The organism is Acidobacteriota bacterium (assembly GCA_004299485.1).
Taxonomy (GTDB): domain Bacteria; phylum Acidobacteriota; class Terriglobia; order Terriglobales; family SCQP01; genus SCQP01.
In genome coordinates, this window is record SCQP01000007.1 from 116,170 (window position 1) to 129,864 (window position 13,695).

Genomic DNA, 13,695 nt, shown 5'->3' on the forward strand with positions numbered 1-13,695 from the left:
CAGGTGTGCGCGTGGCTCTGGCGGCGCACAAGCCCCATTTTCCCCAGCACCTGGGGAATCGCATCCATCTCTCAACCGGGGGCGGCGATGGCGCCTGCCAGCAGAAACGAAACGCCTGCATACAAAAACACGACCAGCAGCAGAAGCAACATCAGCAGCGCCAGCGGCAGCGCCCATAGCTGCCCATAACCGGCCCGGCTCCAGACCACGGCTGCCGCCGTCAGCAACACCAATACGTACTGCGGCCGCGTACCCAGCCGCGGGCGAAGGCCGTCAAAGATCGAGTCCGGCAGTACCAGCCAGCAGATGATGGCGACGATCCACCAGTCACCCACCGGCACTTGCCAGCCTGGCAAGGGGCGGAGAAAGGTTTGCGACTGCGCTAAGAGCTCGACAAACGCATACAGCACGACGGCGCCGGCGGCGATGCGAATGCTGCGTCCGAGCAGGCCCGGACGGGGCAGAGCAGGACGCGGCTGGCTGGCACCGACCATGAATAGAAGCGTAGCAGGATCGCGCCTACACTATTGACTGGCGCGGGACCCCGCTCGGCTTCGCCGAGCGACCCGCTTGCGCCCCCGCGAGGCTGGGGCCCTGAGGCCCAGCCCCGCAGCGCGAGGACATTATGAAGCTCCAAACTTACGTCAACTTTGGCGGGAACTGCCGCGAGGCGCTCGCCTACTACGAGAAGCATTTGGGTGCCAAAACCACCGCGCTGATGACCTTCGGGCAGATGCCCGACCCCAAGCAGGTCCCGGCAGGGATGGAAAACGCCGTGATGCATGCGCGCCTCGAAATGGCAGGCGCCGCGCTCATGGCAAGCGACGTTCCTCCCGCGGTCAACTGGCAGCCGATGCGCAGCGCCTACCTGACACTCAGCCTCGACAGCAATGCCGAAGCCGAGCGCATTTTCGCGGCGCTCAAAGATGGCGGGCAGGTGTTCATGCCCATGGAGGAGATGTTTTTCGCCTACCGCTTTGCGCAACTCCAGGATCGCTTCGGCATCAACTGGATGATCCTGCACCCCAAACCGATGGCTTAGGCCAGCCGCACGCCAATGAGTGGCCCGGCTAAACTGAAGCCATGGGCATGATGGGGGCCGGCTGGGGGATGGGGGGCGCGCATGGCGCCACCGGCAAGCTGAATAAGAGTTGGCGCGAGGTGTGGCCGCATGCGGCGGCGCTGCTACGGCCGCGCTGGCCGCTGCTCGTGGCCGGCTTTGCGCTCATGGTTGTCAACCGGGTGTGCGGCTTGGTGCTGCCCACCTCCAGCAAATATCTCATCGACCAGGTCATCGGGCAGAAGAAGATCGACTGGCTGCTGCCCATCATCGTCATCGTGCTGGCCGCGACGGCGCTGCAAGGCATCACCAGCTACGCCCTGGTGCAGGTGCTGTCGAAAGAAGCGCAGCGCCTGATCAACGAGTTGCGGCGTGAAGTCCAGGCGCATCTTTCGCGGCTGCCGGTGAGCTTTTACGATCACAACAACACCGGCTCACTGGTGTCGCGCGTAATGAGCGACGTCGAGGGCGTGCGCAATCTGCTGGGCACCGGCCTGGTCCAGTTTGCCGGCAGCATCATCACCGCCGCAATTGCGCTGGCGCTGCTGCTGCGCATCAGCGTGGCGATGACGGTGGTGGCGGCGATCCTGATTGCGCTCTTCACCCTCAGCATCAAGCATTCCTTCGCCGGCATCCGTCCGATCTTCCGCGAACGGCGCAAAATCAACGCTGCGGTGACCGGGCGGCTGACCGAATCGATTGCGGGCGTGCGGGTGGTCAAGGGCTATCATGCCGAAGCGCGCGAGGCGGAAGTGTTCCGCAAGGGTCTCGACGGGCTGCTGCAAAATGTCTTTCAGACACTGAACGCCGTGTCGGCGATGGATCTGTCGGGCAAAGTGTTGGTGGGCGTAGTGGGCGCGGCGATGTGGTACATGGGCGTCGAGCGCGTGCTCAGCGGCTCGATCACGCTGGGCGATCTGGTGGCGTTCAACCTCTATCTGGCGATGCTGGTAGCGCCAGTGATGCAGATTGTGGGCATTGGAACACAGTTGTCCGAAGCCATGGCGGGTCTGGAGCGCACCCATGAGCTGCTGGAGATGAAGCCGGAGGATGAGAGCGGCCAGCCACACGCGGCGCTGACGGAGGTGCGCGGCGCCATTGAATTTGACAACGTATCGTTCGCCTACAGCGAGCAGGGCCAACCCGGACCGGAAGTCCTGCACGCGGTCAGCTTCGCCGCCGCGCCAGGCACAATGACGGCGCTGGTGGGACCGTCGGGCGCGGGCAAATCGACCATCATCGGGTTGCTGGCGGCCTTTTACCATCCGACCGAAGGTGTGGTGCGGGTGGATGGACGCGACCTGACGACCATTCCGCTGGGCGCTTATCGCGAACAACTGGGCGTGGTCTTGCAGGAGTCGTTCCTGTTCGACGGCACCATCCGCGAGAACGTGATGTTCTCGCGGCCGCAGGCGAGTGAGGGGGCCTTTCTGCGCGCCTGCCATATCGCGCGCGTGGATGCCTTTGCCGAGAACTTTCCCCAGGGCTACGACACCGTGGTGGGCGAGCGCGGCGTGAAGTTGTCAGGCGGCCAGCGGCAGCGGCTGTCGATTGCGCGCGCTGTGCTGGCGGATCCACGCATTCTGATTCTGGATGAAGCCACCAGCAGCCTGGATTCAGAATCCGAAGCGCTCATCCAGGAGGGCCTCGCCTGGCTGCTGCGCGGGCGGACGACCTTCGTAATTGCGCACCGGCTATCGACCATTCGCGCCGCCGATCAGATTCTGGTGGTCGAGGAGGGGCGCATCGTCGAGCGCGGCACGCACGCCGAGCTGCTGGCCGCGCACGGGCGCTACTTCGATCTCTACACGCGGCAGCAGGATCTCCAGCAAAACCGCTTCCTGGCGCCGGGCGAGGACGTCGAAGAGCCGGAAGAAACTGCACCCATCACGGCGGGCGGCATCGGAAGCAGCGAAGAAATCCCCAACCCCGACCCCTACGGCGAGGGTTAGCGATTCGGCAGCAGCGCGCAGATGTTAGCAGCCAAAATCTTGTGGTCGGCGGTTACTAGCGTCAGGCCGTACCAGCGCGCAGTTGCCACGAGGAGACGGTCAGCAGGATCGCGCCAGGACAGCGGGGTAGCGATCGCCTGGAGGGCGACATCGCTGGTGAAGGGCGCTTCTCGCCATCCGACCTGTTGGCGGGCCTTTTCGATCCAGGCTGCGGCCGACCACGGGCTCCGGAAACGGCCCTTTTCGATCAGCAATCCAAGCTCCCAGGCGCTCACCGGCGACAACCACTTCTCATGATCGTGGAAGCCCAGAATATGACTTAGGCTTGGGCTGAGGCGCTGCGGTTCAAGGACACTCCAGATCCATATATGGGTGTCGAGCAGCAATCTCATGATTTTGCCGCTGCTGGGCGCCGCGAACCCTTTGCGCGGGGCTTGGCGCTGCGAGCGGTTGGGGCAGGACGATGAGCGGGGAATGGTGGGATGCGCGTGGCTTCCCAATCTTCCTCGCTACCCACCGGCTCGATAAGGTCATCCAGTATCGTCGCCGTTCCTGCCATGCAGCCCAACCAGTTGCGGCGTGGCGCGGGATCCGTTGGCGGCACGAGCTGGGCGACGGGCTGCCCAAAACGCGTAATGGTCACCGGCTGTTTGGTCTTGCGGACCTTTTCGACGACCGCAGCGCAGGTGGCCTTGAATTCGGAAACGGCGATGGTCTCCATGCTCGTACCTTAACATGGTCAAAAATGTAGGTCAAAGTAGCAGCGGGAACGACTATGATCATGAGACGATGTTCCCCACGCACGGCAGCGGGCGGCCGGAGTCCTGGCGGCGCTCCATCCGGGCGCTGGAACACCGCAATTTCCGGCTCTATTTTGGCGGGCAGGGGCTGTCAGTCATCGGCACCTGGATGACGCGGACGGCAGTGGCGTGGCTGGTCTACAAAATGACCGGCTCGGCCATTCTGCTGGGTGTCGTCGCCTTTGCCGGGCAGCTTCCCACCTTTCTGCTGGCGCCGTTCGCGGGTGTCTGGGTCGACCGGCTGCCGCGCCGGCCGCTGCTGCTGTGGACGCAAGGCCTGGCCATGGCGCAATCGCTGGCGCTGGCAGTGCTGGCGTTTACGCATATCACCATCGCCGAAATCATCGCGCTGATGGCGTTGCAGGGTCTGGTCAACGCCTTCGACATGCCTGGCCGCCAGGCGTTCCTGGTGGACATGGTGGAAGGGCACGAGGCCCTGGGCAATGCAATCGCGCTCAACTCCAGCATGGTGAACCTGGCGCGGCTGATCGGGCCGGCGGTCGCGGGTTTCATCATTGCGCTCTGGGGCGAAGGCTATTGCTTTCTGATTGACGGCATCAGCTACATTGCGGTGCTGGCGTCGCTGATCGCCATGAGCGACCTGCCACTGCAGGTGCAGCAGGTGCGGCGCTCGATGGTCATGGCGCTGCGCGAGGGTTGGTCGTACATCACCGGATTCGCGCCGGCGCGCAATCTATTGCTGCTGATGGCGCTCGTCAGCCTGGTCGGCCTGCCCTACACCGTGCTAATGCCGCTGTTTGCCGGCAACGTGCTGCGCGGCGGCGCGCATACGCTGGGCTACCTGCTGGGCGCGGCCGGTGCGGGCGCGCTCACCGGCGCGGTGCGGCTGGCGGCGCGGCCCTCGGTGCGCGGACTGACGCGGCTGGTGCCGTTCTCGGCCGGCTTGTTTGGCGTCGGGTTGCTGACCTTCGGGCTCTCGCATTGGCTGTGGTTGTCGCTGCCGCTGATTTTCGTCGCTGGCTTGGGCATGATGCAGCAGATGGCCTCGACCAATACCATTCTGCAAACCGTGGTGGACGACGAAAAGCGCGGCCGCGTGATGGCGTTTTACACCATGGCATTTGTGGGCATGGCGCCCTGGGGCAGCTTGCTGTCGGGTTGGATGGCGGAGAAACTGGGCGCGCCGCATACGCTGGTGATCAATGGCGCCGTCTGCATTGCCGGGGCGCTCTGGTTTGCCTCACAACTGCGGACGGTGCGCAACGCCATCCGGCCGGTGTATCAGCGGCTGGGGATCATTCCCGAGATGACCGCAGGGATTCAGTCCGCGGCGGCGCTGACTACGCCTCCACAGGAATAGGCGGTGCGAGCGAGTCCAGCAACCTCGTCGTTTCCGCGAGAACGGCAGCAGCGCCGTTGACGGTGAAGGGCAGCTTGAGCGTGCCGTCGGGGGTGAACTGCGCGCCGGGGGCGCCCTCCACCAACGCCGCAATGCGCTGCGGCTCGACGCGCGTCTGCGGCATAAAGCGCAGCCAGAGCTGGGCATTGCCGCCGCTGCCGCGGCGCTCGAGGCCGGTGAGGCCAAGCTGGCGGCAGCGGGGCTTGAGCGTCGCATAGGCGAGCAGATTCTGCACCGGTGCGGGCGGGGGACCGTAGCGGTCTTCGAGCTCGCGCAGCACGTCGGCGCGGGCGGCTTCGGTTTCCGCCTCGGCCAGGCGCTTGTACATCCGCAGGCGCTGATTCTCTTCGGGCACGTAGTCGGCGGGAATGCGGATGTCGAGACCGAGATGAAGCTGGACTTCCGTTTCCGGCTCGACGGCTTCGCCTTTGAGTTCGCGCACAGTCTGCTCCAGCATGCGCACGTACAGATCGAAGCCGACGGCGTCCAGGCTCCCGCTCTGCTCGCCGCCGAGCAGATTGCCGGCGCCCCTTAGCTCGAGATCGAGAGCGGCAATCTTGAAGCCGGCGCCGAGATCGCTGAACTCGCGCATGGCGGCCAGGCGCTTGCGCGCCAGCGGCGGCAGCTCGACCTCCGCGGGCACCAGCAAAAACGCATAGGCGCGGCGGTTGGAGCGGCCGACCCGGCCACGCAACTGGTAAAGCTCGCTGAGGCCGAGGCGGTCGGCGCGGTTGATGATGATAGTGTTGGCGAGCGGAATGTCGAGACCGTTTTCAATGATGGTGGTGGACAGCAGAACGTCGGCCTCGTGGCGCACGAAGCGGAGCATGACTTTTTCGAGCTCATCCTCGGCCATTTGGCCGTGGCCCACCGCGATGCGCGCTCCGGGCGCGAGCCGCTGCAGCAGCGCTGCGACTTCCCAGATGCTATCCACGCGATTGTGGACGAAGTAGACCTGGCCGCCGCGCGCGAGTTCCTGTTGCATCGCGTCGCCGATCAGGGTTTCGTTCCAGCCGGCGACTACCGTCTGAATGGCGAGGCGATCGCGCGGCGGCGTCTCAATCACGGACAGGTCGCGCAGGCCGGCGAGCGACATGTTGAGGGTGCGCGGAATCGGTGTGGCCGAAAGCGAGAGCACATGCACTTCTTTTTTGAGCTGCTTGAGGCGTTCCTTGTGGCGCACGCCGAAGCGCTGCTCTTCATCCACTACCAGCAGACCGAGATTCTGGAACTTGACGTCCTTCGACAGCAGGCGGTGCGTGCCGATGACGATGTCGCATTTGCCCGTAGCGAGGCGCTCCAGCGTTTCCTTTTGCTGCGGCCGGGTGCGAAAGCGGCTGAGCAGCTCGATGGTGACGGGAAAGGCGCGGAAGCGCTGACGGAAGGTCTGCTCGTGCTGGAAGGCCAGTACGGTGGTGGGTGCCAGCACGGCCACCTGGCGGCCTTCGCCCACGATCTTGAAGGCGGCACGCATGGCGACTTCGGTTTTGCCGTAGCCGACATCGCCGACAACCAGCCGGTCCATGGGGCGGTTGCTTTCCAGATCGTGGCGGACGTCTTCGATGGCTTTCTCCTGATCCTCGGTCTCGGCGTAGGGAAACGCGTCCTGGAACTCGCGCTGCACGTTGTCATCAGGCGCACAGGGCGGCAGGCGCACGGCGTGGCGCGCGGCGTAGAGCTTGAGCAACTCGTCCGCCATGTCGCGCATGGCGCGCTTGACCCGGCCCTTGCGCTGCGCCCACTGTGTGCCGCCGAGGCGGTCGAGCACCGGCGCGGTGCCCTCCGCGCCGCGGTATTTCTGGATGAGATCCATGCGCGTGAGCGGCACATAGAGCTTGGCCGCGTCCGCGTACTCCAGGATCATGAACTCCCCGCTGCGCGCTCCCGAGGCGCCATCCTCCGCTTCGAACTCCTTCAAACCGGCGTAACGGCCGATGCCGTGCTCGACGTGAACAACGAAATCACCGGGCGTCAGATCGCGGAAGTCGCTAAGGAAGGTGGAGATGCTGGTGCGGCGGGCGGGCGGGACGTAGGCAGCGGCGGTTTCTTCGTGGAACAGGTCACTGGACCCGAGAAAAGTAATGAGTTGTTCGGGCAGCGAGAAACCATGCGGGAGCTTGCCCTGGGCCACAATCGCCGCCGCGCCGGCAGCGCTGAAATAGGCTTTTTCCGAAAGGTAGTCAATGCCCGAGCGCCGGGGGCGCGAGCCGAACTGAAAGGGCAGCTTGTACTCGGTGAACAGATCGCCGAGGCGCTCCACCTCGCCGGCATTGGTGCCCAGAAAGATGAGCCGCTCGCCGGCGGTCAGCGCCTGGCGGGAGTCTTCGACCATGCGGGCAACGACGCCCTGGTAGCGCGGCGCCGGACGCGTCGGCATATCGATCACATCGGCAGGCGCGACCGGAACGGCGCCCAGCTCCAGGGCTTCCGCGTCCAGATCGACGTGCTCGATGCGCAGCTCGCGCATTTCCACTACGGGCTCGCGCGCCAGCCGCTCGCGCATCTGCTCCGGCGTGAAGAAGATCGACTCCGGCTCCGGACCACGCTCGGGCGCATAACGCTCGCGCAACCGGCGCCACCAGCGCTCGAGCTCGGCAGTCACATGTTCCGGCTCGCTGACAATCACCAGCGGCGGGCGCTCGCTCACCTCCAGCAAGCTGCGGGAAAAGCCCTCGAGGCCGGCGACGCGAAACTCCCAGCCGGGCGCAGGTGCCGTGCCCAGGCGCTCGCGCAAATGTGGCGCCAACGGCAGCGAGGTGAGCGGCAGCAGCAGTGCCTGTTCCAGCGGCGCCACCGAGCGTTGGGTCGCGGGGTCGAATTCGCGCAGGGATTCGATCTCATCGCCGAACAGCTCGATCCGGACCGGGCGAGCAGCTTCCGGACTGTAGACGTCGACCAGGCCGCCGCGAATCGAGAACTGGCCCGGCATTTCCACCGGGTCCTGGCGCTGGTAACCCATCCACTGGAGTTGATCGGTGAGACCAGCAAGATCGACCACGTCGCCGGCACGCAGGCGCCGAACCAGACGGCGGTAATAATCCGGCTCCGGGAGGCGGGTCGCGGCCGCAACCGCCGGCGCGATCAGAAAGGGCAGACCCTCCACCCAGCGCCACAACGCCAGGGCGCGTTGCTCGAGGATCTCCGGGTGCGGCGAAAGGCCTTCGTAAGGATCCACGGCGAAGGTAGGCAGCACCAGAGGGCGGTCTTCTTCGCCGCCGGCCGCACCGGTAAGCTCGGCAAACGTGCCGAGGATATCGCGCCACTCCTCCGCGGTGCGGTTGTCGGGCACCAGGAAAAGAACCGGCCGCTGGGTCAGGCGCTGCAGCTGCGCCGCCGCCAAAAGCTGCGCCGGAGCCGTCAGGCCGCGAAGCTGGACCTGATGGCCCGCCTTCCAGGCAGATGTCACCCGCGCCAGCGGGCCTTGCCGCGCTAGCTCCTCCAGCAATTCACGCAAAAACGGCAACGTCATCAGCAGCGGACTTCAATTTTAGCAAAGCGTAAACTGAAGCTAGATCCACCCGTCCTATGCATGCTCACACCCACCACCGCACACGCACTTTCTTGACGCTGGGCGCCTTTGCCACGCTCGGCTACGTCGTACTGGCGTTTGTGGTGGGAATGCAGGCCCACTCGCTGGCGCTGGTCTCCGAAGCCGGCCACAACCTGACCGATTTTCTCGCCTTGGCGTTGACCTGGGTGGGCGTGTACTTTGAGACCCGTCCCCCGACCGCCAACAAGACCTTCGGCTTCCAGCGCGCGGGCGTGCTTACGGCGCTGGTGAACGTGGTCACGCTGTTCGTGATCACCGTGCTGATTGTGGTGGAGGCCGTCGCTCGATTCCATGCACCTGGCACGGTCGCAACCGGACCGATGCTGTGGGTTGCGGTGATCGGGCTGGTAATGAACGCCACCATCGCCTGGTTTCTGGAAAGCGGCCACCACGACGTCAATTTACGCGCGGCCTTCCTGCACATGGTGGGCGACGCCGCGGCCACGGCGCTGGTGATCGTGGGCGCGATTGTGATCGCCAACACCGGCTGGATGGTTGTGGACCCGATTCTGTCGCTGGTGATCGCCGCGCTGATTCTGGCCAGCGGCTGGGGCATTTTCCGCGAGACGCTCAACATTCTGCTGGAAGGCGCCCCCCGCGGCGTCAAGTCGGCGCAAGTGCAGGCGGACCTGGCCGCCGTTGCCGGCGTCGAAGCTGTGCACGACCTGCACATCTGGAGCCTGGGCTCGCAGTCCCACGCCCTCAGCGCCCATGTGCGCATCGCCGACGTCCAGGTCTCCGCCAGCGACGTGATCCGCCTGCGGCTGTGCGCGCTCCTCGATGAACGCTACCACATTCACCACGCGACCCTGCAGTTTGAGACGGACGGGGCCTGCGATGGCTGCACTATTCGTGAGCCTCACAGGTCGCGCTGAAACCTATTTGCGCCGATCGAGCACTGGAAAGAGGTACTTTGCTACGACCGCAAACAACCCAACGACGCCCGCGGTCGTAGCAGCCAAAAGTGCGTACAGAACGCCATCCGGAAGTTGGAAAGCGCGGGTTCCACCAAGCCAATTTGCCCTCACTCCGAAGCCGTCGAGAAAGAGAATGGCGAGCACGGCCAGTAGCCATCCGCAAAGCACGCAAAAGATTGCTGGCGCAAACTTCTTCCTCGCCCTGTGCAACCAGTCCTGTTCTATGTGCCGCTGTTGGCGCCACCATTCCTCATCTTTCCGGTCGAGTTCGGAAGGGGGCGGCGGGACTGGTGGCGTCGGGATCGCACTTGGATCCTTTTCCGCGATGCCCAGCGCTGGTTCCGAGGAGCCCATTGCCTGGCGTCACGCCGTGAGCTGTTTGGCAAAATAATCCCGGATTTGCTCATTCGGGATGACCGGGCTCTTCACGCCTGGATTGTGCTGCCGCGCCATTGACCAGGGCCCGCCAGGGTCGTGCGACATTGTCGACAACTGAATAGCGGTGAAACGGCCGTAGGCATCCCAGATCCTATTGAGCAACCTCCTCGTGTAGTCGTGCTCTGCATCGCACTCAGGAATTTCGAAAGCGCTCAGGATCGATGCCGGCTGTCCGATTGGCTTGTCTCCAAATCTGCGGAACTCAAAATAGAGAGTCCGCACGACAGGTCCATATTCCCAAGCCTCGACCAGCTCGCTAATCAGCGGCTCTCCCGTAAGGGCAAGATTCCATCCGTGAGCAAAATAGACCAGCTTCAGAAGCTTCATCGGCGAAATACCCACGGTGTGGTCATGTGCAAGCTTCAGAAAACGGTTTGCAACCGCTCTCGAATCATACGTCATCGCCCACCTCTCTATTCGCTTTTTCTTCGTGAATATTAGTACTCCACAGTATAACAGAGTGAAATTCAGTACTGTAGCGTACAGTACCCAGTAGCACACCGCCAGCCACCGCCTTTGTCCTTTTGGCCGCTATTGCACCAGTGGCGGCTGCTCGCCGTTCCCGTTCTCCCCGGCATCCTCCGGCGGCAGCACGCTGGCGGCGGCGACCTGATCGCCTTCCTCCAGGCGCAGCAGGCGGACGCCCTGGCTGGCGCGGCCGACTTCGCGGATGGTGCCGCTGTCGCAGCGGATGATCTTGCCCTGCTGGGAAATGATCATCACTTCCGGTTCTTCGCTCACGGCCATCACGGCGACGACCTTGCCGTTGCGGGCAGTGGTCTTCACGTTGATGACGCCCGAGCCGCCACGCGACTGCAGGCGGTATTCGGACAGCGGCGTGCGCTTGCCATAGCCGGCTTCGGTAACGCTGAGGATGAGCTGGCTGGGATTGCGCGCGATTTCCATGCCCACGATCCAGTCGCCCTCCTCGAGCCGCATGCCGCGCACCCCCGCCGCCACGCGGCCCATCGGACGCACGCCGGATTCAGGGAAGCGGATGCCTTTGCCTTCGTGGGTGGCAAGGAAGACGGCGCTCTTGCCGTCGCTGAGCCGGGCTTTGACCAGTTCGTCGTTCTTGTCCACACCCATGGCGATGATGCCGCCCGAGCGGGGGTTGGAGAAATCCTGCACACGCGACTTCTTGATTGTCCCCTGGCGCGTGACCATGACGATGTACTCGGATTTACTCTCCAGATCTTTTATAGGCAGCATGGCGCGCACTTCTTCGCCGGTTTGCAGCGCCACCAGGCTTTGTACCGCCTTACCCTTGCTCGCGGCGCCGGCGTCGGGAATTTCGTATACCTTGAGCCAGTAGACACGGCCCGTATTGGTGAACACCAGGATGTAGCTGTGCGTCGAGGAAACGAACAGATGTTCGACGAAATCCTCCTCACGCGTGCCCGCGCCGCGGCGGCCGCTGCCACCCCGGCGCTGCTGGCGATAGGTGGAGATGGGCGTGCGCTTGAGATAGCCGGAATGCGTCACCGTGATGGCGACGGTTTCTTCCTTGATGAGGTCTTCGAGCGCGATTTCGGCAACCGCTTCCTGGATTTCGGTGCGCCGCGGGTCTTTGTCGCCGCCGTAGTTCTTGCGGATTTCCTTCAGCTCGTCGCCAATGACGCCGCGCAGCTTCTTGTCGCTGGCCAGGATGGATTCCAGCTCGGCGATGAGTTTCCGGATTTCGTTCAACTCATCGAGAATCTTCTGCCGCTCGAGGCCGGTGAGGCGGTGCAGTTGCAGATCGAGAATCGCCTGCGCCTGCCGCTCGCTGAGCGCGAACTTGGTGACCAGGCCTTCGCGGGCTTCCTTCGGGCTGCTGGAGGCGCGGATGAGCTTGATGACGGCATCGAGGTGGTCGAGGGCGATTTTGTACCCCTCCAACACGTGCTCGCGCTCGCGCGCCTTGCGCAGGTCGAAAATCGTACGGCGGCGTACCACATCGACGCGGTGGTCGAGGAAGAGCTGGAGGGCCTGCGTCAGGCCCAGCTCGCGCGGCTGGCCGTTCACCACCGCCAGCAGGATCATGCCGAAGCTCGATTGCAGCGCGGTGTGCTTGTAGAGCTGGTTCAAAATCAGCTCGGGCTGCTCGCCGCGCTTGAGTTCAAGCACGATGCGCATGCCGTCGCGGTCACTCTCATCGCGGATATCGCCGATGCCCTCGATGCGTTTCTCCTGCACCAGCTCGGCGATGCGCTCAATGAGCCGCGCCTTGTTCACTTGATACGGAATTTCGGTGATGACAATGGCTTTGCGGTCTTTGTTGATGTTCTCCGTGGCCGCGCGGGCGCGCACCATGAAGGAGCCGCGGCCGGTGGTATAGGCCTGTGCGATGCCGCCGTTGCCGAAGATAATGCCGCCCGTGGGAAAATCCGGGCCTTTGACAAACTGCAGCAGGTCGGCGAGCGACGCCTTGGGGTTTTTCAGCAGCTCCAGCGCGGCGTCGAGAATTTCGGTCAGGTTGTGCGGCGGAATTTTGGTCGCCATGCCGACGGCAATACCGTCGGAGCCGTTGATCAGCAGGTTGGGAATGCGCGTGGGCAGAACCAGCGGCTCTTCGGTCGATTCATCGAAGTTGGGCACCATGTCCACGGTGTCCTTATCGATGTCGCGCAGCATTTCCTCGGCGATCTTGGTGAGGCGGGCCTCGGTATATCGGTAGGCAGCCGGAGGGTCACCATCGACCGAGCCGAAATTGCCCTGGCCATCGACGAGCAGGTAGCGTAGGTTGAAGTCCTGCGCCATGCGCACCAGCGCGTCATACACCGGCGCGTCGCCGTGGGGATGGTACTTCTTGAGCACTTCGCCCACGACGCCGGCGCACTTGGAGAACTTTTTGTTCGACAGCAGCCCTTCGCTGTACATGGCAAAGAGGATGCGCCGATGCACCGGCTTGAGGCCGTCGCGCACGTCGGGCAGAGCCCGGCCCACGATGACCGACATGGCGTAGTCGAGATACGACCGGCGCATCTCGTCTTCGATATTGACGGGCTGGTAGGGCTTGGCTCCGGGCGGCTGGGTCGGGCCTCCGGCGCCGGCGTCATTCCCGGGGAGTGGAAGCTGGCTCTCGTCGTCAGGCATAAAGCCTTATTTTACCAGAAGTTAGCTAAATTTTACAGCACGAATCAGAGAACCACCCAGCCGCGGTGGATACTATTCCCAACTGATGGACAAAGACTCTGAAAAAGACATCGAAAGCGGTCCGGCGCGCCGAATCGGCCCGCGGCCGCAAGCGGCCGCACCCTGCGGAGCACCACCTCACGCGGCTTGAACAGCTATTCCAGGAGGGTACCGAAGAGGAATTTGCAAAAGCGCTTATTGCCTTTGGCCGGCAGCGTGGATCGCCCGAGTTCGAGGAGGCCTTGACCGCTTTTCGCACCGAGCAGCAACGGCGTCGCTCACAGCCATAAAGCGATCCCAGCGCGCCGCACGTTGCTCGTCTGTGAGACCGTCTTCAGCGCCCTCGATAATATCGTAAAGCCGCCTTGCGGCCTCGCGCCGTCGCTCCTGTTCGGCTCGTTTCATTGCGCTAACCTAGCGCAATCATAACCTCTCGCCGGCTTTGCTGCCCATTACGGCAAGAGTCGAGACGCTAGCTCTCCGCGGCCAGAATTAGACCCA

Annotated in this window: 10 protein-coding genes; 4 read left to right on the forward strand and 6 right to left on the reverse strand. The window is 63.9% G+C overall.

From position 1 onward, the window contains the following. Window positions 1-71: 71 nt before the first annotated feature. A complete protein-coding gene (locus tag EPN33_05900; GenBank protein ID TAN23022.1) occupies window positions 72-494 on the reverse strand; it encodes a hypothetical protein in 423 nt (140 codons plus the stop codon). Window positions 495-625: 131 nt separating this feature from the next. Here EPN33_05900 and EPN33_05905 point away from each other — a divergent pair, with 131 nt between their 5' ends. After that, window positions 626-1,042 (forward strand): VOC family protein, encoded by a 417-nt coding sequence (locus EPN33_05905; GenBank protein ID TAN23023.1) that lies wholly within the window; start codon window positions 626-628, stop codon window positions 1,040-1,042. A 41-nt stretch (window positions 1,043-1,083) separates the two neighbouring features. Next, window positions 1,084-3,012, forward strand: coding sequence for an ABC transporter ATP-binding protein (locus EPN33_05910; protein ID TAN23024.1), 1,929 nt, complete (start codon window positions 1,084-1,086; stop codon window positions 3,010-3,012). On the opposite strand, the gene EPN33_05915 is transcribed toward EPN33_05910, so the two are convergent. Together EPN33_05915 and EPN33_05920 are read right to left on the reverse strand one after the other, a co-directional pair. Continuing rightward, the gene (locus EPN33_05915; protein TAN23025.1) at window positions 3,009-3,404 is read right to left on the reverse strand and encodes a type II toxin-antitoxin system VapC family toxin; all 396 of its coding nucleotides are present in this window, start codon (window positions 3,402-3,404) and stop codon (window positions 3,009-3,011) included. The two genes, EPN33_05910 and EPN33_05915, sit on opposite strands and share 4 nt — an antisense overlap. Next, a complete protein-coding gene (locus tag EPN33_05920) occupies window positions 3,401-3,733 on the reverse strand; it encodes a type II toxin-antitoxin system Phd/YefM family antitoxin (GenBank protein ID TAN23026.1) in 333 nt (110 codons plus the stop codon). Before EPN33_05920 ends, EPN33_05915 begins: the two co-directional genes overlap by 4 nt. Before the next feature lie 68 nt (window positions 3,734-3,801). Here EPN33_05920 and EPN33_05925 point away from each other — a divergent pair, with 68 nt between their 5' ends. Beyond that, complete coding sequence (locus tag EPN33_05925) at window positions 3,802-5,133, forward strand: MFS transporter (protein ID TAN23027.1); 1,332 nt, start codon at window positions 3,802-3,804, stop codon at window positions 5,131-5,133. Here the strand turns inward: EPN33_05925 and mfd are convergent. Next, the gene (mfd, locus tag EPN33_05930) at window positions 5,114-8,641 is read right to left on the reverse strand and encodes a transcription-repair coupling factor (protein ID TAN23028.1); all 3,528 of its coding nucleotides are present in this window, start codon (window positions 8,639-8,641) and stop codon (window positions 5,114-5,116) included. The genes EPN33_05925 and mfd overlap by 20 nt on opposite strands. Before the next feature lie 56 nt (window positions 8,642-8,697). Between mfd and EPN33_05935 the strand changes: the two genes are divergently transcribed. Then, a complete protein-coding gene (locus EPN33_05935; GenBank protein ID TAN23029.1) occupies window positions 8,698-9,597 on the forward strand; it encodes a cation transporter in 900 nt (299 codons plus the stop codon). Window positions 9,598-10,002: 405 nt separating this feature from the next. Here EPN33_05935 and EPN33_05940 read toward each other — a convergent pair whose 3' ends face one another. Then, the gene (locus EPN33_05940) at window positions 10,003-10,479 is read right to left on the reverse strand and encodes a DUF4065 domain-containing protein (GenBank protein TAN23030.1); all 477 of its coding nucleotides are present in this window, start codon (window positions 10,477-10,479) and stop codon (window positions 10,003-10,005) included. Window positions 10,480-10,608: 129 nt separating this feature from the next. Next, window positions 10,609-13,155: a DNA gyrase subunit A gene (gyrA, locus tag EPN33_05945; protein ID TAN23031.1), complete on the reverse strand. Its 2,547-nt coding sequence runs from the start codon at window positions 13,153-13,155 to the stop codon at window positions 10,609-10,611. Between the last annotated feature and the right edge of the window lie 540 nt (window positions 13,156-13,695).